General features: G+C 44.3%; 22 protein-coding genes. All 22 read left to right on the top strand.

Going from position 1 to position 18,215, the window contains the following annotated elements; all coding sequences use genetic code 11:
* Window positions 1-467: 467 nt before the first annotated feature.
* The 22 genes from LHL20_RS18215 to LHL20_RS18110 all read left to right on the top strand — a co-directional run bounded on the left by LHL20_RS18215 (window position 468) and on the right by LHL20_RS18110 (window position 18,082).
* The gene (locus tag LHL20_RS18215; protein ID WP_226434294.1) at window positions 468-2,135 is read left to right on the top strand and encodes a S8 family serine peptidase; all 1,668 of its coding nucleotides are present in this window, start codon (window positions 468-470) and stop codon (window positions 2,133-2,135) included.
* Between the two features lie 254 nt (window positions 2,136-2,389).
* The gene (locus LHL20_RS18210; protein WP_226434293.1) at window positions 2,390-3,784 is read left to right on the top strand and encodes a DUF4397 domain-containing protein; all 1,395 of its coding nucleotides are present in this window, start codon (window positions 2,390-2,392) and stop codon (window positions 3,782-3,784) included.
* A gap of 132 nt (window positions 3,785-3,916) precedes the next feature.
* Window positions 3,917-6,025 carry a GAF domain-containing hybrid sensor histidine kinase/response regulator gene (locus LHL20_RS18205; RefSeq protein ID WP_226434292.1) on the top strand — a complete coding sequence of 703 codons (2,109 nt, stop codon included), beginning with the start codon at window positions 3,917-3,919 and terminating at the stop codon, window positions 6,023-6,025.
* Window positions 6,026-6,246: 221 nt separating this feature from the next.
* Window positions 6,247-6,615: a 50S ribosomal protein L14 gene (rplN, locus tag LHL20_RS18200; RefSeq protein WP_012519228.1), complete on the top strand. Its 369-nt coding sequence runs from the start codon at window positions 6,247-6,249 to the stop codon at window positions 6,613-6,615.
* 12 nt (window positions 6,616-6,627) lie between these two features.
* Window positions 6,628-6,942 carry a 50S ribosomal protein L24 gene (rplX, locus tag LHL20_RS18195; protein WP_014950912.1) on the top strand — a complete coding sequence of 105 codons (315 nt, stop codon included), beginning with the start codon at window positions 6,628-6,630 and terminating at the stop codon, window positions 6,940-6,942.
* Between the two features lie 17 nt (window positions 6,943-6,959).
* The gene (gene rplE / locus LHL20_RS18190; protein ID WP_071816102.1) at window positions 6,960-7,499 is read left to right on the top strand and encodes a 50S ribosomal protein L5; all 540 of its coding nucleotides are present in this window, start codon (window positions 6,960-6,962) and stop codon (window positions 7,497-7,499) included.
* Window positions 7,500-7,511: 12 nt separating this feature from the next.
* Window positions 7,512-7,817: a 30S ribosomal protein S14 gene (gene rpsN, locus LHL20_RS18185; protein ID WP_105932243.1), complete on the top strand. Its 306-nt coding sequence runs from the start codon at window positions 7,512-7,514 to the stop codon at window positions 7,815-7,817.
* 13 nt (window positions 7,818-7,830) lie between these two features.
* Entirely contained in the window at window positions 7,831-8,223 is a 393-nt protein-coding gene (gene rpsH / locus LHL20_RS18180; RefSeq protein WP_202262594.1) for a 30S ribosomal protein S8, read from the top strand.
* Between the two features lie 13 nt (window positions 8,224-8,236).
* Window positions 8,237-8,770, top strand: a complete 534-nt coding sequence (gene rplF / locus LHL20_RS18175; protein WP_071816101.1) for a 50S ribosomal protein L6 — start codon at window positions 8,237-8,239, stop codon at window positions 8,768-8,770.
* Between the two features lie 12 nt (window positions 8,771-8,782).
* Window positions 8,783-9,136, top strand: coding sequence for a 50S ribosomal protein L18 (gene rplR, locus LHL20_RS18170; protein WP_105932260.1), 354 nt, complete (start codon window positions 8,783-8,785; stop codon window positions 9,134-9,136).
* 9 nt (window positions 9,137-9,145) lie between these two features.
* Window positions 9,146-9,646: a 30S ribosomal protein S5 gene (rpsE, locus tag LHL20_RS18165; protein WP_012519221.1), complete on the top strand. Its 501-nt coding sequence runs from the start codon at window positions 9,146-9,148 to the stop codon at window positions 9,644-9,646.
* A 6-nt stretch (window positions 9,647-9,652) separates the two neighbouring features.
* The gene (gene rpmD, locus LHL20_RS18160; protein WP_014950907.1) at window positions 9,653-9,832 is read left to right on the top strand and encodes a 50S ribosomal protein L30; all 180 of its coding nucleotides are present in this window, start codon (window positions 9,653-9,655) and stop codon (window positions 9,830-9,832) included.
* 3 nt (window positions 9,833-9,835) lie between these two features.
* A complete protein-coding gene (rplO, locus tag LHL20_RS18155) occupies window positions 9,836-10,270 on the top strand; it encodes a 50S ribosomal protein L15 (protein ID WP_049586735.1) in 435 nt (144 codons plus the stop codon).
* A gap of 5 nt (window positions 10,271-10,275) precedes the next feature.
* Window positions 10,276-11,595, top strand: a complete 1,320-nt coding sequence (gene secY / locus LHL20_RS18150; RefSeq protein WP_226434291.1) for a preprotein translocase subunit SecY — start codon at window positions 10,276-10,278, stop codon at window positions 11,593-11,595.
* Between the two features lie 38 nt (window positions 11,596-11,633).
* Entirely contained in the window at window positions 11,634-11,750 is a 117-nt protein-coding gene (rpmJ, locus tag LHL20_RS18145) for a 50S ribosomal protein L36 (protein WP_012519217.1), read from the top strand.
* Window positions 11,751-11,921: 171 nt separating this feature from the next.
* A complete protein-coding gene (gene rpsM, locus LHL20_RS18140; protein WP_039217822.1) occupies window positions 11,922-12,278 on the top strand; it encodes a 30S ribosomal protein S13 in 357 nt (118 codons plus the stop codon).
* Between the two features lie 14 nt (window positions 12,279-12,292).
* Complete coding sequence (gene rpsK, locus LHL20_RS18135; RefSeq protein ID WP_013786215.1) at window positions 12,293-12,685, top strand: 30S ribosomal protein S11; 393 nt, start codon at window positions 12,293-12,295, stop codon at window positions 12,683-12,685.
* A gap of 24 nt (window positions 12,686-12,709) precedes the next feature.
* On the top strand, window positions 12,710-13,330 hold the full coding sequence (gene rpsD / locus LHL20_RS18130) for a 30S ribosomal protein S4 (RefSeq protein WP_012519214.1): 621 nt from the start codon (window positions 12,710-12,712) through the stop codon (window positions 13,328-13,330).
* A 19-nt stretch (window positions 13,331-13,349) separates the two neighbouring features.
* On the top strand, window positions 13,350-14,339 hold the full coding sequence (locus LHL20_RS18125; protein WP_039226687.1) for a DNA-directed RNA polymerase subunit alpha: 990 nt from the start codon (window positions 13,350-13,352) through the stop codon (window positions 14,337-14,339).
* A gap of 41 nt (window positions 14,340-14,380) precedes the next feature.
* On the top strand, window positions 14,381-14,782 hold the full coding sequence (gene rplQ, locus LHL20_RS18120; RefSeq protein WP_012519212.1) for a 50S ribosomal protein L17: 402 nt from the start codon (window positions 14,381-14,383) through the stop codon (window positions 14,780-14,782).
* Window positions 14,783-15,004: 222 nt separating this feature from the next.
* On the top strand, window positions 15,005-16,465 hold the full coding sequence (locus LHL20_RS18115) for a phosphomannomutase CpsG (protein WP_226434290.1): 1,461 nt from the start codon (window positions 15,005-15,007) through the stop codon (window positions 16,463-16,465).
* A gap of 210 nt (window positions 16,466-16,675) precedes the next feature.
* The gene (locus LHL20_RS18110; protein WP_226434289.1) at window positions 16,676-18,082 is read left to right on the top strand and encodes a mannose-1-phosphate guanylyltransferase/mannose-6-phosphate isomerase; all 1,407 of its coding nucleotides are present in this window, start codon (window positions 16,676-16,678) and stop codon (window positions 18,080-18,082) included.
* Window positions 18,083-18,215 lie beyond the last annotated feature (133 nt).

Below are 18,215 nucleotides of genomic sequence, written 5' to 3'. Positions count from 1 at the left end.
TGCTTTATGTATTTATTTTCGCTGCCAAGTCCAGATATTTAAGTAAATCTTACTACTCCTTAATATTTTGTTACATTTGTTCTTGTTGAATTAATGTTAATTATGAAAGTTTATTCCTACTATGAATGTGCTCGTAACGCAGAGCTTATGTGGTTTCGATACTGAACGTTGCTTTTAAGCGCTTTTTTTTAAGTATAAAAAGCGCAAACCAGGGTTAAGGCAATATACGTAAGGTATTGATTAGCTGGCTAATATGGGCGTTGTGTGTAGTTGCCTAATGTACAACTTCACATTTACTCGACACGCGGGTACGTCGTTGCAACGCAGTTGCGTCGGTAGTCATGGATGAGCATTTCGTATGAGGTAACGGTAACACCTGTATGTCATCAAATAATAAAAGCGTTTCTAAAGTACGGAAAATAAAAACAGTACAGAAACACAACAAGACAGATAAACAGGAAATAAAATTGAACTCTAAGTTAAATAAGAAACACACATGTATAACGGCAGCTGCATTAGCTGTATCACTTGGCTTAACAGGTAACTCTGCAATGGCGGCAAGCGAAGGGCTTGTCAAAGTGAAAGAGAAACCACAAAACCTACAAACTGCTTTGGGTAAGCGCCTCACATTAGGCATTGATCAAGTAGTTGAGCAAGAACGCTATATCATTAAGTTCAAAGACGAGATGACAAGCGAGTACGTAACAATGTCTGTTGAAAAAGGCAACATGGCAAGCGCTAAAGCAAAGGGAAAGGAAAAACGTCCTTTCGACATTGTGACTGCGCGTTCAGAAGTTCGCAAAGCGGGCGGTAATATTAAGAAAGAGCTTAAACAGCATAAGATGGTCGCTGCAACGATGTCTAAAGCTGCGCTTAACAAGCTTCGCAAAAACCCCAACATTGAAAGTATCGAGGTTGATGTACGTCGTAAACCAATGGCGCAATCTACGCCTTACGGTTACACAATGGTACAAGCAAACCAGTTTGGCCAGTCTGACACTCAAGCACGCAAAGTGTGTATCATTGATACTGGTTACAACCTAGGCCACCCAGATTTGCCGGGTACTAACGATGGCGTAACAGGTCAGGCAAACAACAGTGCAGTAGGTAACTGGTACAACGATGGTAATGGTCATGGTACTCACGTGGCTGGCACTATCGCTGCCTATGACAACAACGAAGGGGTAGTAGGTGTATACCCTGGTGTTGATATGCACATTGTTAAAATCTTTAACGACAACGGTCAATGGACATATGCGTCAGACCTAATCGATGCGATTACACAGTGTCAGTCTGCTGGCTCAAATGTGGTAAACATGAGCTTAGGTGGTGGTAGTGCATCAACAGCAGAGCAAAACGCAATGCAGAGCTTTACTGATGCAGGCATGTTACTTGTTGCCGCTGCAGGTAATGACGGCAACAGTGCAAAGTCATATCCAGCGTCATATGATGCGGTAATGTCAGTGGCAGCGGTAGATTCAAATGAGAATCGTGCAAGCTACAGCCAATACAACAACCAAGTTGAAATTGCAGCGCCAGGTAGCGCAGTACAGTCAACTTACCCAACTAATACCTACGCATCGCTAAGTGGCACATCGATGGCAACGCCACACGTAGCAGGTGGTGCAGCATTAGTATGGAGTTATTTCCCGCAGTGTTCTAACAATCAGATTCGTAATGCATTAACTGCAACGGCGAAAGATAAGGGGAGCGCTGGACGCGATAACTTCTATGGCTATGGCTTGATGCAACTTGCTGATGCGTACAACTATCTTAATACGAATGGTTGTGCTGGTGGTGGCGACGGTGGCGGCGGTTCAGAGCCAGGTGTTGAGCCTGTATCTGGTCAGCTTACCAATCTATCTGGTACGCGCAGAAACTGGGACCGCTACACGTGGACCATTCCTGAAGGTGTTACGCAAATGACAATTCGTACATCAGGTGGTTCTGGTGATGCGGACTTGTACGTTAAGTTTGGTTCTCAACCAGAGACCAATAGCTATGATTGTCGTCCGTACCAAAATGGCAACAACGAAGTATGTACATTTGATGCGCCAGCATCAGGTACTTGGCATATAGGTATCCGTGCTTACTCAAGCTACAGCGGATTAACCTTATCTTACTCGTATGAGTAATTATTAAACGTCTCCCTTTTAAGCCTGCTTATGCAGGCTTTTTTTGTTTTCAATGATGGGAAGAACCGTTTCTATGAATAGTTAAATGTAAAGATTCCTTAAAGAAAAGTCAGCTTTGCAAAGATGGCGTAAAGCGGTGAACCTCTCGCTTCCCTTAAGGCCATATGGCGGTATTGTGCGAGCACTTCGGCGCAGCTTGCGCGAATTTTTTCGCGTTTAACCGTCTTTCGAAACACCTTAAGGAAATTCAATTTATGCAACTAACCACACCATCTGTGAATATGACAGTAGGTTTTAGAACAATAATATGTGGGCTTATCGTATTATTAGGGCTTAGCGCTTGTGGCGGCTCAGATAGCAGTAGTTCTGATTATACTTATGCGTATGTGCAGTTTTACAACGCATCACCTAATGGCGCAAACGTAGAAATGCGCGAAGTTGACGGCGATAGCTTTGGTTCGGCGCAATTTGGTGATACTACGTCTATGTACTCGCTAGAAAGCGGTGAATTGGAACTTGAGTTCATTCGTACCGACTCAGATGATCAAGAAGTTCTTATCGATACGATTACCGTTGACCTTCGCGAAGGTTATAAAACCTTGATTGTGATGAGCGGAGATTTTGCGGCACCGTCTTTTTCCAACTACCAATATGAAAGAAAAACGTTAGAAGACCATTTTCGTTTGTTTGCGTTATCGGTAACGGCTGATAATGCGTCATACGATTTCTATATGAGTGAGTCAGGTGACCCATTTGAAGCTGCAAATTACTTAGGAAGCGCAAACGCTGGCGACCTAGGAGAGTTTGTATTTTGGGATGCTGATGATGACAGTGACTATTTTGATGAAGGCGAGTACACAATTTATCTCACCGAGCCGGGTCGCGATGAGGTCATATTTGAATCGCAGACTATCGACTTCATCTATGAAACAGAATACGTTCTTACTTTGCGCGACGTAAGTGGTGCTATTCAAGAAGGCTTAGTTGTAGACACTATTCTTAATTCATCAACAGTAACAGCACTCACTGATGTTGAAGCTGACTCACAATATCGTATTTATAACTCGTCAAATATTGATGCAGATCTACAAGTGAGCTTTGGGGGGAATACCGACGAAGAAGATGTGAGCTTTACATTATCGGCTGGTGAGCTTTCTTCATTTACCGCCATTCGATATGGCGATTATAGAGTAACAGTGACAGACCCTACTGGTAGTGCTACTTCACTCAATAATAAATTGATCACGTTAAATCAAGGCGAGAGCAAAGCCATACTGATTTATAACAATGACGACAAGCTTGGTGCCGCTACCTTTGTAGAAAGCGGCTTACCTCAAGCCTACGATAAAACGGTTAATTTCATCAATTTAGTTAACGATTTCGACGACGTTGACTTTTACTTAGTGCGTAATGATGAAACCATCGATACCGCTGAATACGACCTGCAAAACTTAGAATTTGGTGAAAGCGCGAGTGAGGTACTACCTTCCGACTACTACGAAGTCATAGCGGTTTACGAAGATGATAATGGCGAGCAAGTGCTGCTTGATAGAACCGCATTGTTTGGGTTTGTTGAAGAAGAAAACTACATTGTCACTGTTGAGCCCGCTGATACCGCTACAGGTTATGAAATTCGCGTGCTTTATTAATGGTTTAGTGATTTTTTATACTAATTGATAATGAGGAAAACTTTCATCTTTGCCAATTTAACTTAACTTTAAAGGGCTAGGCGCGTAAGTGTTTGGCCCTTTTTTAATGGTGTTCGAGGAGTGATAGGCCTCATGAGTGTTATTCAAGACCTGCGCACAGTATCTAACGATTGTCGTTTGTCGTTTGAAGACAAACTTCATAGTCTGCTTGAAATTGGTGCGAGGATCCTCAGCCTAGAAACGGGAATAGTGAGTAGCATCCAAGGGAAAAGCTACCAGATTATTTCCGTGCATTCACCCGACAAATCTCTATGTGAAGGTGCAGTGTTTTCGCTTTGCGACACCTACTGTGCTGACGTTGTCGCAACAGACGCTGTAGTGGCATATCACAATATTGAAGCATCACCAGGGGCATCCCATCCTTGTTTTGAACAATACAGCTTACGAAGTTACTTAGCCTCTCCCGTTAATGTAAATGGGGAGTTTTTTGGTACGGTAAATTTCTCTTCTCTTTCGGCAAGAGAAAAGCCCTTTAGCGATATAGAATTGGATTATCTTTTGCTACTTGCCTCATGGATAGGCAATGAGTTTGAGAAGCAACAGGTGATTAATAAACTTAAAGTGCAAAAAGGTGTATTAGAAGAGAGAAATTCACTGCTTCAACAAATCACCAATTTGGCAGGTGTTGGAACGTGGGAACTAAATGTTGTCTCGTATACCCTGGTTTGGTCTGAATCACTGAAAAAAATGCTTCATGTCAATAGTGATAAAGTAGTCACACCAGACTATGTAATAGGCCTCATTCAAGATCCTGAAGAGCAAAAAATCTATGTAGATAGGTTTAAGCGAACTATCAAATCAGGTGAAGGTTTCACTTATCAGTTTCAAATAACAACGGATCAAGGGGAACATAAGTGGCTGGAGAGTCGTGCGCATCCTGTCATGCAAGAGGGACGCTGTCTTAAAATTATCGGCGCGACTATGGATATTACGCAACAATACCTCGATAAAGGCGCACTCAAAAGAAAAAGCGATATTGCAGAGCAGGCACTGAAAGCGCGCAGCGAATTCTTAGCGAATATGAGTCACGAAATTCGTACGCCCATTCATGGGGTTCAGGGCATGTTAGAGGCGCTCGCCTCCACAGCGCTAAGTACAAAACAACTAGAATACACTGAGGTGGCCACAAAGAGCGCCGATTCACTATTGGGTATAGTGAACGACATCCTCGATTTTTCAAAAATTGACTCGGGCAATATGCCATTTGAAAACGAACCCACGGATTTGTCATGTGTAATTGATGAGCAAGTCCCGATGTTCAAACGTCTAGCAGAGCGCAAATCGTTAGCATTACACGTTAATACCAGAGCACTTCATGGGAAACGCTTTATGGTAGATAAGTTAAGAGCGAGTCAGGTGATCATTAACCTTCTCAACAACGCCATAAAATTTACCGAAAGTGGTGAAATAAAACTCGACGCTCGGTGTGTTCATTACGGTGAAGGACAATTTAAAGTAAAAATTATTGTCGCAGATACAGGCATTGGTATCAGTGAATACCAGCAGTCGCTAATTTTTTCGCCCTTTGTTCAGGCGGAAAGCTCTACGCACAAACGCTTTGGCGGTACAGGGCTTGGGCTAGCAATCGTTAAGCAAATCGTGGGCTACTACCAGGGCGACATCACCATTCAAAGCGAAATTGGTCAAGGAAGTACCTTCACTGTGGACGTGCTACTAGAGGATGCTATGACCGCAGGCGTAAGTACAAATGAAGAAAGTGACGCTACTGCTATTGATGCCATCGTTGGTGACTTAACACAATTCAAGGCTCTAGTAGTTGAGGATAACGAGATAAATCAACTTGTCATTAAAGAACAAATGAAAGAAGTAGGGATTAAAACCGAATTTGCTTGTAACGGTAGTGAAGCGCTAGAAAAGGTAAAGCATTCGTTGGACGGAAAAAGTGCCTACAGCATTATTTTAATGGACTGCAATATGCCCGTTATGGATGGACTAGAGGCGACACGCCGAATACGAAAACTAGGTGGCAAAGCGCAGGAAATACCAATATTGGCGTTAACGGCAAATGCATTAGTCGGCGATAAAGAAAAATGCTTGAAATCGGGCATGGACGACTTCATATCCAAACCTGTTGGTGTAAGTCGGTTGAAAGAATGTATTTATAAGCATTTGAGTAAGCAGCTTGTTAGCAGTAAAAATCGCCTAAAAGATCCTGCTTGATAACCTATGACGTGGTTATCAGCCCCGGCTTTTAGTCGGGGCTTTTTTATTGCCCACATAGTTTAAAAATAATTCAATTTACCGCTATCACTTCGAAAAGTTTTCTGTTATTATTTCGCGCCCTTTTTATGGGGGTATGTACATAAAAGCAACGATATCCAGTTGTTTTTTAGCAGCACTAACGACTCGGGAGAGTCTTAATTTAAGAGCGGAGCACTAACATGATCCAAATGCAAACTAACCTGGACGTTGCAGACAACAGCGGCGCTCGCAGGGTTCAGTGTATTAAGGTTCTTGGTGGCTCGCATCGCCGTTATGCAGGTATCGGTGACATCATCAAAGTTACTGTTAAGGAAGCAATTCCTCGCGGTAAAGTTAAAAAAGGTGACGTACTGAACGCAGTGGTGGTGCGTACTAGAAAAGGCGTTCGTCGTGCAGATGGTTCTACCATCCGTTTTGACGGTAACGCGGCTGTTATGCTTAATGCAAACAAGCAACCAATTGGTACGCGTATCTTTGGCCCGGTTACCCGTGAGTTGAGAAGTGAAAACTTCATGAAAATCATCTCATTGGCCCCAGAGGTACTATAAGGAGTCACGATAATGGCTAATAAAATTCGTCGTGATGATGAAGTAGTCGTATTAGCGGGTAAAGACAAAGGCAAACAAGGCAAAGTCCTTAAAGTGCTTATTGCTGATAACCGTGTAATTGTAGAAGGTGTAAATCTTGTCAAGAAGCACACTAAGCCAAACCCACAACTGGGCGTAGCTGGTGGCATTGTTGAGAAAGAAGCTTCTATTCACGTTTCTAATGTTGCGATTGTTAACCCGGCAACGGGCAAAGCAGATCGCGTTGGTTTCCGTTTCGAAGATGAGAAGAAAGTACGTTTCTTCAAGTCTAACGGCGAACTTGTTTAATTATATTGGAGAGTACGATGGCGAAACTGCATGATTTCTATAAAGAAACAGTAGTAGCTGAACTTGCTAAGCAGTTCGGATACAAAAGCGTCATGCAAGTCCCTCGGATTGAAAAAATCACTCTAAACATGGGTTTAGGTGAAGCAGTTGCTGACAAAAAGGTACTTGAGAATGCTCAAGCTGACATGACGGCTATCGCCGGTCAGAAGCCTGTTGTTACAGTTGCAAGAAAATCAGTAGCGGGTTTTAAAATCCGTGAAGGTTATCCGATTGGCTGTAAAGTAACCCTACGTGGCGAGCGTATGTGGGAATTCCTAGAGCGTTTGATTTCAATCGCTATCCCGCGTATCCGCGATTTCCGTGGTTTGAACCCAAAATCATTCGACGGTCGTGGTAACTACAGCATGGGCGTGCGTGAACAAATCATTTTCCCTGAAATCGATTTCGATAAAGTGGATAAAGTTCGTGGTATGGATATTACTATCACTACCAGTGCGAGCTCTAATGAAGAAGCACGTGCTCTGCTGGACGCGTTTAACTTCCCATTCAAAAAGTAAGGGTGTAGGGTTATGGCAAAAGAATCAATGAAGGCACGTGAAGCTAAGCGTACTAAGCTTGTAGCTAAGTATGCTGAAAAGCGCGCCGCACTTAAAGCGATTATCAGCGATGTTAACGTTTCTGAAGAAGAGCGTTGGGACGCTGTTCTGAAGCTACAACAACTGCCACGTGACTCAAGTGCATCACGTCAACGTAACCGTTGTCGTGTAACTGGTCGTCCACATGGTTACCTACGCAAATTCGGTCTTAGCCGTATCAAGCTTCGCGAAGCTGCGATGCGCGGTGAAGTCCCTGGCCTTAAGAAAGCCAGCTGGTAAGGAGTAGCTGATAATGAGCATGCAAGATCCTATCGCGGATATGTTTACCCGCATCCGTAACGGCCAGATGGCACAGAAAGTTTCTGTAACTATGCCTTCTTCAAAACTTCGCGTTGCAATCTGTGAAGTATTGAAAGCAGAAGGTTACATTGCAGACTTCACTGCTGCTGGTGACGTTAAGCCTGTTTTAGAAGTTACGCTTAAGTACTTCGAAGGCAAGCAAGTAATTGACACTATCGAACGTGTAAGCCGTCCTGGTCTGCGCATCTATAAGAAAAAAGATGAGCTTCCAAAGGTTATGGGTGGTTTAGGTATCGCTATCGTGTCGACTTCTAAAGGTGTGATGACTGACCGTGCAGCGCGTAACGCTGGCATGGGCGGTGAGATCATCGGTTATGTAGCATAACGGAGGAGTTGAAATGTCACGTATAGCAAAAGCCCCAGTAGACGTTGTATCAGGTGTAGAAGTTTCTATCTCTGGTCAAGAAGTTACTGTTAAAGGTAGTAAAGGCACTTTGACTCGCGTTTTTAATGACGCTGTTGAAATTGCACAGGAAGATAACCAATTGAAAGCACTTCCACGTGAAGGCTTTGCAAACAATTGGGCACAAGCAGGTACTGCTCGTTCTATCCTAAATGCAATGGTTCAAGGTGTTTCACAAGGTTTCGAGAAAAAACTTACATTGTTAGGTGTTGGTTACCGTGCTCAAGCACAAGGTGCCAAACTAAACCTTACTCTAGGTTTCTCTCACCCTGTAGTATACGAAATGCCAGAAGGCATTACGGTTGAAACTCCTAGCCAAACTGAAATCGTCGTGAAAGGCGCCGATAAGCAGGTGGTTGGTCAGGTTGCGGCGAACATTCGTGGTTACCGTCCACCAGAGCCTTACAAAGGCAAAGGTGTTCGTTATGCTGACGAAAACGTACGTCGTAAAGAAGCTAAGAAAAAGTAGGTGGGTGATACGATGGATAAGAAAACAGCTCGCATTCGTCGCGCTACTCGCGCACGTGCAAAAATTCGTGAACTGGCCGCGCATCGCTTGGTAGTAAACCGTACACCTCGCCACATCTACGCTCAGTTAATCGCTCCTTGCGGTTCTGAAGTGTTGGCTGCAGCTTCAACTGTTGAGAAAGATCTTGCAAAAGGTCTTAAGTCTACAGGTAACGCTGAAGCAGCGACGGTAGTCGGTAAAGCAATCGCAGAGCGCGCACTTGAGAAAGGCATTAAAGCAGTGGCTTTCGATCGTAGTGGTTTCCAATACCACGGTCGCGTTAAAGCATTAGCTGATGCAGCTCGCGAAGCTGGTCTTCAGTTCTAGGAGTTTATAATGGCTAAACAAGACGTTCAAAATGGTGAATTTCTAGAGAAATTGATCGCTGTAAACCGCGTTTCTAAAGTGGTTAAAGGTGGTCGTATCTTTAGTTTCACTGCATTGACAGTAGTGGGTGACGGTAACGGTCGCGTTGGTTTTGGTTACGGTAAGGCACGTGAAGTACCTGCTGCAATCCAAAAAGCAATGGAAAAGGCACGTCGCAACATGGTTGACGTAGACCTTAACGGTCACACGTTACAGCACCCTATTAAAGGTCGTCACTCTGGCTCTAAAGTTTACATGCAGCCAGCATCAGAAGGTACCGGTATTATTGCTGGTGGTGCGATGCGTGCAGTACTTGAAGTAGCTGGTGTACAAAACGTACTTTCAAAATGTTACGGCTCTACAAACCCAATCAACGTTGTACGTGCAACAATCAATGCGCTGACAGAAATGAACAGCCCGGCGAAAGTTGCTGCGAAGCGTGGATTGTCTGTAGAAGAAATTTTGGGGTAATCAGACATGGCAACGATTAAAGTAAAGCAAACTAAAAGTGCAATTGGCCGTCTGCCAAAGCACAAAGCTACGCTTAAAGGTTTAGGCCTTCGTAAAATCAACCATGTTCGTGAACTGGAAGATACCCCAGCCGTACGTGGCATGATCAACCGTGTATATTACATGGTTGAGATCGTGGAGGAGTAAGACATGCGTTTAAATACAATTTCTCCAGCCGAAGGTTCAAAGCCTACTGGTAAGCGTTCTGGTCGTGGTATCGGCTCAGGTCTTGGTAAAACAGGTGGCGTAGGTCACAAAGGTCAAAAAAGCCGTTCAGGTGGCCGTGTTAAGCCAGGATTCGAAGGTGGTCAGATGCCTATCCAGCGTCGTCTTCCTAAGTTCGGTTTCACTTCACGCAAGAGCTTTGTTACTGATCAAGTAACTCTTGCTGAAATCGCGAAGGTTGATGGTGATACAGCGTCTCTTGAGACTTTAAAAGCAGCTGGTATCGTTAAGAAAGAAATCCAGTTCGTTAAAGTTGTAAAGAGCGGTGAAGTATCACGCGCTGTTACAGTAAGCGGGTTAAAGGTTACTAAAGGCGCTAAAGAAGCGATTGAAGCTGCTGGCGGTAAAGTAGAGGAATAAGCTAGATGGCTAAACCAGGATTGGATTCAGGCGCTAAAAGCGGCTTGAGTGAGCTCAAAGCAAGATTGTTGTTCGTACTTGGTGCGATTGTTGTTTTCAGACTAGGTTCTTACGTTCCTATCCCTGGCATCGATCCAGCTGTACTTGCTGACTTGTTCGAGCAACAAAAAGGCACCATTGTAGAAATGTTCAACATGTTCTCTGGTGGTGCGCTTGAGCGTGCATCCGTTCTGGCTTTGGGCATTATGCCATACATTACTGCATCCATTATCATGCAGTTGCTCTCGGTGGTTCACCCACCGATGGTGGAGCTTAAAAAAGAAGGCGAAGCAGGCCGTCGTAAAATTAGCCAGTACACGCGTTACCTAACGCTAGTATTGGCTATCTTCCAATCAATTGGTATTTCGACTGGTTTGCCTAACCTGATTAATGGATTGGTGATAAACCCTGGCTTCGGATTCTACTTCACGGCAGTAGTGAGTCTAGTCACTGGAACTATGTTCCTAATGTGGTTAGGTGAGCAAATTACCGAACGAGGTATTGGTAACGGTATCTCTATATTGATTTTTGCTGGTATTGTTGCCGGTCTGCCAACAGCGATAGGTCAGACTGCGGAACAAGCAAGGCAGGGCGACATTAACATGTTGTTCCTACTGTTGATTGGCGTTATTGTTATCGCTCTTACATACCTAGTTGTATTTGTAGAGCGCGGACAGCGCAGAATTGTGGTAAACTACGCGAAACGTCAGCAAGGCCGTCAGGTTTTTGCGGCGCAAAGCACCCATTTACCGCTAAAAGTCAACATTGCTGGTGTAATTCCACCAATCTTTGCTTCTAGCATTATTCTGTTCCCGGGTACTATCGCAGGATGGTTCGGACAGAATGAATCAACAGCGTGGTTGCAAGATATAGCACTTATGCTATCTCCTGGTCAGCCGCTGTACGTGATGTTATATGCAGCAGCTATTATCTTCTTCTGCTTCTTCTACACGGCGTTGGTTTTCAACCCGCGTGATACAGCAGATAACTTGAAGAAGTCTGGTGCGTTCATCCCTGGTATTCGTCCAGGTGAACAAACGTCGCGTTACATTGACAAGGTAATGACTCGCCTTACACTGGCTGGCGCACTGTACATAACCTTTATTTGTTTAGTGCCTGAATTCATGCTAATTGCTTGGAATGTGCCGTTCTACTTCGGTGGTACGTCGCTTCTCATTATCGTAGTAGTTATCATGGACTTTATGGCACAAGTACAGACACATTTGATGAGTAGTCAATATGAGTCTGTGCTGAAAAAAGCTAACCTTAAAGGCTACGGCCGATAAGTTAGCCCCTTAATTTTGAAAGAAAGGGGAGTGATGTAATGAAAGTTCGTGCATCAGTAAAAAAGATTTGCCGTAATTGTAAAGTTATCAAGCGCAACGGTGTTGTGCGTGTAATTTGCAGTTCTGACCCTAAGCATAAGCAGCGTCAAGGCTAATCTAAGCGGTACAGAATATTGGCAAGACTGTAAGCAGAACCTGACAATACTTATCAGGTTCTGCAGTTTTGCTTTGTAGTATTCTGAACCTTTATTTGCAATTTAGTCGACGGGTAAGTATCCTATCGGGCTTTTTAGGTCGTCGACAAATAAACAAGAGGAGTGCTGTTAATGGCCCGTATCGCTGGCATTAACATTCCTGAGCACAAGCATGCTGTAATCGCTATCCAAGCGATCTATGGTATCGGTCCCACACGTGCGAAAAGCATCTGTGCGGGCGCTGGTGTTGCAGAAGATACAAAAATCAAAGAGCTAGACGAAGCTACTATTGATAAGCTTCGTGACGAAGTGGCTAAGTTCACCGTTGAAGGTGACCTACGCCGTGAAGTCTCTATGAGCATCAAACGTTTGATGGACCTGGGTTGCTTCCGTGGTATTCGCCACCGTCGTAGCTTGCCTCTACGTGGTCAGCGCACTAAAACTAATGCGCGTACCCGTAAAGGTCCTCGTAAGCCAATTAAGAAGTAAGCGGGGAGTAAGTTATGGCTAAAGCACCAGCTCGTAGCACGCGTAAACGCGCTAAACGTCAGGTTGCAGACGGTATGGCTCATATCCATGCGTCTTTCAACAACACAATTGTGACTATTACAGACCGTCAAGGCAATGCACTAGCATGGGCGACATCTGGTGGTTCAGGTTTCCGTGGTTCACGTAAATCTACCCCTTTTGCTGCACAGGTTGCTGCTGAGCGTGCAGGTGTTGCTGCACAAGAATACGGTCTTAAGAACCTTGAAGTTTTCGTTAAAGGTCCAGGTCCAGGCCGTGAGTCTGCGATCCGTGCTCTTAACGCTACAGGTTATAAGATCACAAACATTACCGATGTGACCCCAATTCCTCACAACGGTTGTCGTCCACCGAAAAAACGTCGCGTTTAATCGACGGACAGTTGGAGAAAGATCATGGCAAGATATTTGGGTCCTAAACTCAAACTTAGCCGTCGCGAAGGAACTGACTTGTTCCTTAAGAGCGGCGTTCGCGCAATCGATTCTAAATGTAAAATCGATACAGCGCCTGGTCAGCACGGTGCCCGTCGTGGCCGTCTGTCTGACTACGGTGTTCAGCTGCGTGAAAAACAAAAAGTTCGTCGTATGTACGGCGTTCTGGAAAAACAATTCCGCAACTACTATAAAGAAGCTGCACGTCTAAAAGGCAACACAGGTGAAAACTTGTTACAACTTCTAGAGCAGCGTCTTGATAACGTAGTTTACCGTATGGGTTTCGCTAGCACTCGTGCAGAAGCACGTCAGCTAGTTAGCCACAAGGCGATCATGGTAAATGGTCAAGTTGTGAACATCCCATCGTTTAACGTTTCTGCCGAAGACGTGGTTTCTGTTCGTGAAAAGGCTAAGAAGCAAGCGCGTATCGTTGCTGCTTTGGAACTGGCTGACCAACGTGAGAAGCCAACCTGGATTGAAGTAGACAGCAGCAAAATGGAAGGCACTTTCAAGCGTGTTCCTGAAAGAACTGACCTGTCTGCGGAAATTAACGAACAGTTGATCGTCGAACTTTACTCTAAGTAAAGCTAACTAAAGAGGAAGCATTGTGGGTTCTGTGACTGAATTCCTAAAACCGAGATTAGTAGAGATCGAAAACGTTTCTCCTACTCGTGCCAAAGTAACTTTGGAACCACTAGAGCGCGGCTTTGGCCATACTCTAGGTAACGCCCTACGTCGTATCTTACTGTCATCTATGCCAGGATGTGCAGTTACCGAGGTAGAAATTGATGGCGTTCTTCACGAGTACAGCACCAAAGAAGGTGTACAAGAAGACGTAATCGAAATCTTGCTTAATCTAAAAGGTTTAGCGGTTCGCCTTGAAGGTAAAACTGAGGCAACCCTAACTCTAGTGAAATCTGGCGCTGGCCCTGTTGTTGCTGGTGATATTCAGCATGATGGCGACGTAGAAATTACAAACCCTGATCACGTTATTTGTACTTTGACTGGCGAAGCTGAAATCAGCATGCGCATTAAAGTAGAAATGGGTCGCGGTTATGTACCAGCTTCTACCCGTCGCTCCTCTGAAGAAGATGATCGTCCAATTGGTCGTTTGTTAGTTGATGCTTCATACAGCCCAGTTGAACGTATTGCTTACAGTGTAGAGTCTGCGCGTGTTGAACAACGCACAGACCTAGACAAACTTATCATCGACATGGAGACGAACGGTACTTTGGATCCTGAAGAAGCGATCCGCCGTTCTGCTACTATCCTAGCTGAACAGCTAGATGCATTCGTAGACCTACGTGATGTATCTGAGCCAGAAGCGAAAGAAGAGAAGCCAGAATTCGATCCGATTCTGCTTCGTCCAGTAGATGACCTTGAGCTGACAGTACGTTCTGCAAACTGTTTGAAAGCAGAAGCTATCCAGTACATTGGTGACCTGGTACAGCGCACTGAGGTTGAGCTACTTAAAACGCCAAACCTTGGTAAGAAGTCGCTAACTGAAATCAAAGATGTTCTAGCATCTCGTGGTCTTTCTCTAGGTATGCGCCTAGAAAACTGGCCGCCAGAGAGCATCGCTGAAAAAGATTAATCAGGTTTTTATCAAACTGATTTGTAGAGAAGGATAAAACTATGCGCCATCGTAAGAGTGGTCGTCAGTTGAATCGCAACAGCAGCCATCGTCAAGCTATGTTCAAAAACATGGCCGGTTCTTTGGTCAAGCACGAAGTGATCAAAACTACGTTACCAAAAGCGAAAGAATTACGTCGCGTAATTGAGCCTCTAATCACTATGGCTAAAGAAGACAGCGTTGCAAACCGCCGTCTAGCTTTCGCCCGCACTGGTGACAAAGAGGTTGTAGGTAAACTATTCAACGAGCTTGGTCCTCGTTACGAAGCTCGTCCAGGCGGTTACACTCGCATTCTTAAATGCGGTTTCCGTGCTGGCGACAATGCCCCAATGGCATATGTTGAGCTAGTTGACCGTCCAGTTGTAGAAGCTGAAGAAGAAGCAGTTGAAGCAACTGAAGAGTAATTAATACTCTTAGTTCTGAGAAATCAGAATTATAGAAAAACCCGGCTTAGGCCGGGTTTTTTGTTTTCTAATTCTAGCTTTGCAAGAAAAGCTTACAACGCTGATGACTTGAACTTTTCATTTGAAAAAAGAAGTGTCCTTATTCGAGTTCAAATCAAATTTAATTCATACTTCAAAACGTATAAACTACGGAAAAATTAAATTCAAAGGAACGCACAAATTATGGGAAGCCCAATTACCTGCTTTAAGGCCTACGATATTCGTGGCGAGCTCAATACTCAACTGACAGAAGAGGTTGCTTATCGAATAGGGTACGCATTTGCAGCAGAGCTTAATGCTAAAACGGTAGTAGTAGGCAGTGACGTAAGGCTTACATCTACACCACTAAAACTTGCATTAAGTGCAGGGTTAGTAGATGCAGGGGCAAAGGTTACCGATATCGGTATGGCTGGCACAGAAGAAATTTACTTTGCAACCAAGCATCTTGGCGTTGATGGCGGTATTGAAGTAACCGCCAGTCATAATCCGATAAACTATAATGGTATGAAGCTGGTTAAGGCGGGCTCGGTGCCCATCAGTGGCGATACTGGGCTACATGCTATTAAAGAGCGCGCAGAACAACTTAGTGACGACTTTGTTACCGGTAGGTTAGAGCACTATACCAACGATGAAAATATAGACGCCGATGCCTTTTTTAGCGGCAAAGCGCATATTGAATCAGCGAAATTAAAAGCAACAGAGCAATACAGTGAACAATCGTGCATGCAAGATTACGTTGAGCACATGTTGTCATATGTTGACTTAACTAATTTCACTCCGCTTAAGGTAGTAGTAAATGCTGGTAATGGTGCTGCCGGACCAGCACTCGATGCTATTGAGCGCGAAATGCTAAACAAAGGTGTACCCATTGAGTTTATCAAAGTACACCATAACGCCGATGGTACTTTTCCAAATGGCATTCCCAATCCACTACTTCCTGAAAACCGCGCTGACACTGCCAATGCGGTAAAAGAACATAAGGCTGATTTTGGTGTGGCGTGGGATGGCGACTTTGACCGCTGCTTCCTATTCGACGCTGATGGCGAGTTTATCGAAGGCTACTATATTGTCGGGTTGCTGGCTGAGGCCTTTATAGAAAAAAATACCGACAGTAAAATAATTTACGACCCGCGTGTATATTGGAATACTGAAGCTATTGTAGCTAAAGCTGGCGGCACGCCAATAAAATCGAAAACAGGCCACGCGTTCATTAAAGAAAGAATGCGCAAAGAAGATGCGGTGTATGGCGGAGAAATGAGTGCGCACCATTACTTCCGTGATTTTGCCTATTGCGATTCTGGCATGATCCCATGGCTACTTATTGCGGAGTTAGTGTGCGTTAAAAAACAAACATTAGCCAGTATGGTTAAGGCCCGTATAGAAGCATTCCCTTCCTCAGGTGAAATAAACAGTAAGCTCAAAGATGCTGATGCAGCTTTAGCTCGCGTAACTGATAAATATAAACCCATTGCAAGCGTTATTGATGAAACTGATGGATTAGGCCTAGAGTTCGATACATGGCGTTTCAACCTACGTAAGTCTAATACTGAACCGGTAATTCGTTTGAATGTTGAAAGTAAAGGCGACATTCCGCTTATGCAGCAGAAAACAGAAGAATTATTAGCGCTTATTCGCGCAGAGTAAGGTTATATAGTTAGGTAAATATAAAAGGGAAGCTGGAGCTTCCCTTTTAAATAATTGTTTATGTTGTATATGTGCTGTATACAACCGTAAATTGTGACAAATAATAGTACTGGTAACGTTTAATCACAACGAAATAGTTTGTATACTTTGGCTTAAACAATTTACGTTTAGGACGTGGGTAGTCAAGCTCACACATCAAGGATATTACAAATGAAACCAGTAGTATTGGCCGGAGGCTCAGGTAGTCGTTTATGGCCAAAATCGCGCGCAGCACTTCCAAAGCAGTTTTTGTCGTTAACGTCAGACAGCACAATGTTGCAAGACACGATTTCTCGCTTGAAAGGCACCCCTGCTCAAAATCCAATTTTCATTTGTAACGATGCACATCGCTTTATCGTAGCCGAGCAGCTTCGCCAAAAAGGCATTCAACATGGCGGTATTCTTCTTGAACCTGTTGGTCGTAACACTGCGCCAGCCATAGCCCTTGCAGCGCTGCACGCTACCATTAACGGTGAAGATCCAATACTTCTTGTGCTGGCGGCAGACCACCTTATTAAAGACAACCAAGCGTTTCACAACGCAATTGCGAGGGCAGAGCAACTTGCTGAGCAAGGCAAGCTAGTTACCTTTGGTATTGTTCCAGATCAGCCACATACAGGTTACGGTTACATTAAAGCCGGCAATGCATTAGGCGACGGGTTCGAAGTTGCGCAGTTTGTAGAAAAACCAGCACTAGAAACTGCAAAAGAATATGTAGACTCAGGCTGCTACTATTGGAACAGCGGTATGTTTATGTTCAAAGCAAGCCGCTATTTAGAAGAGCTTGCAAAACATAATCCTGAAATGCTAGATGTGTGCAAACGTGCTATCGACACAGAAACACCTGATTTAGACTTTATCCGTGTAGATCACGATATCTTTGCCACCTGTCCAGACGATTCAATTGATTATGCGGTTATGGAAAAAACCGGCAGTGCAGCCATGGTGCCGCTAGATGCAGGCTGGAGTGACGTAGGAAGCTGGACATCACTATGGGAAACTGCTGAAAAAGACGAAAATGGCAACGTATCCGTTGGCGATACTATCTTAGAAAACACCAAAAACAGTTATGTAAACGCAGAGCAGCGTTTAGTGTCGGTCATTGGACTTGAAGACGTGGTAGTAGTAGAAACTAAAGATGCGGTTATGGTTGCCCACAAAGATGATGCGCAAAGCATTAAAAATGTGGTCAACAAATTAAAAGCTGAGCACCGCCCAGAGTTTGAATTCCATCGCGAAGTATTCCGTCCATGGGGTAGCTACGATTCTATCGACAGCGGCGCTCGCTTCCAAGTTAAGCGTATTACGGTAAAACCAGGTGAAAAGCTATCGGTTCAAATGCACCACCACCGCGCTGAACACTGGATTGTGGTTTCTGGTAGTGCAAACGTAACTATAGATGAAGAAACGCAGTTAGTTACCGAGAACGAGTCGGTATATATTCCTATCGGTGCGGTTCATGCGCTAGAAAACCCTGGTAAGATACCCCTAGAGCTTATTGAAGTGCAGTCTGGTGCATACCTTGGTGAAGACGATATTGTGCGTTTTTCTGATAGATATGGGCGTGTTGAGAAGTAATGTAAAATTGCATAGTAAAAAAGCACCTTAAGGTTAATGCCGTTCACTTAAGGTGAGCGGCATTTTTCTTTCTGCTGTATCGCTGTGGTCTCTTCTTAACTGTTCGGGGGAAGCTGCGTTCTCGCCGTGGAGC

Origin of the sequence: Alteromonas sp. McT4-15, from assembly GCF_020515205.1 — a bacterium.
Classification (GTDB): domain Bacteria; phylum Pseudomonadota; class Gammaproteobacteria; order Enterobacterales; family Alteromonadaceae; genus Alteromonas.
Note: the sequence above shows the minus strand (reverse complement) of the source record. Positions and strands in the feature narration are given on the sequence as shown.

Bases quoted from the DNA above. Each gene is read 5' to 3' on its own strand.
- LHL20_RS18210 (WP_226434293.1), top strand. From the start codon at position 2,390: ATGCAACTAACCACACCATCTGTGAATATGACAGTAGGTTTTAGAACA.
- LHL20_RS18205 (WP_226434292.1), top strand. From the start codon at position 3,917: ATGAGTGTTATTCAAGACCTGCGCACAGTATCTAACGATTGTCGTTTG.
- rplN (WP_012519228.1), top strand. From the start codon at position 6,247: ATGATCCAAATGCAAACTAACCTGGACGTTGCAGACAACAGCGGCGCT.
- rplX (WP_014950912.1), top strand. From the start codon at position 6,628: ATGGCTAATAAAATTCGTCGTGATGATGAAGTAGTCGTATTAGCGGGT.
- rplE (WP_071816102.1), top strand. From the start codon at position 6,960: ATGGCGAAACTGCATGATTTCTATAAAGAAACAGTAGTAGCTGAACTT.
- rpsN (WP_105932243.1), top strand. From the start codon at position 7,512: ATGGCAAAAGAATCAATGAAGGCACGTGAAGCTAAGCGTACTAAGCTT.
- rpsH (WP_202262594.1), top strand. From the start codon at position 7,831: ATGAGCATGCAAGATCCTATCGCGGATATGTTTACCCGCATCCGTAAC.
- rplF (WP_071816101.1), top strand. From the start codon at position 8,237: ATGTCACGTATAGCAAAAGCCCCAGTAGACGTTGTATCAGGTGTAGAA.
- rplR (WP_105932260.1), top strand. From the start codon at position 8,783: ATGGATAAGAAAACAGCTCGCATTCGTCGCGCTACTCGCGCACGTGCA.
- rpsE (WP_012519221.1), top strand. From the start codon at position 9,146: ATGGCTAAACAAGACGTTCAAAATGGTGAATTTCTAGAGAAATTGATC.
- rpmD (WP_014950907.1), top strand. From the start codon at position 9,653: ATGGCAACGATTAAAGTAAAGCAAACTAAAAGTGCAATTGGCCGTCTG.
- rplO (WP_049586735.1), top strand. From the start codon at position 9,836: ATGCGTTTAAATACAATTTCTCCAGCCGAAGGTTCAAAGCCTACTGGT.
- secY (WP_226434291.1), top strand. From the start codon at position 10,276: ATGGCTAAACCAGGATTGGATTCAGGCGCTAAAAGCGGCTTGAGTGAG.
- rpmJ (WP_012519217.1), top strand. From the start codon at position 11,634: ATGAAAGTTCGTGCATCAGTAAAAAAGATTTGCCGTAATTGTAAAGTT.
- rpsM (WP_039217822.1), top strand. From the start codon at position 11,922: ATGGCCCGTATCGCTGGCATTAACATTCCTGAGCACAAGCATGCTGTA.
- rpsK (WP_013786215.1), top strand. From the start codon at position 12,293: ATGGCTAAAGCACCAGCTCGTAGCACGCGTAAACGCGCTAAACGTCAG.
- rpsD (WP_012519214.1), top strand. From the start codon at position 12,710: ATGGCAAGATATTTGGGTCCTAAACTCAAACTTAGCCGTCGCGAAGGA.
- rplQ (WP_012519212.1), top strand. From the start codon at position 14,381: ATGCGCCATCGTAAGAGTGGTCGTCAGTTGAATCGCAACAGCAGCCAT.
- LHL20_RS18115 (WP_226434290.1), top strand. From the start codon at position 15,005: ATGGGAAGCCCAATTACCTGCTTTAAGGCCTACGATATTCGTGGCGAG.
- LHL20_RS18110 (WP_226434289.1), top strand. From the start codon at position 16,676: ATGAAACCAGTAGTATTGGCCGGAGGCTCAGGTAGTCGTTTATGGCCA.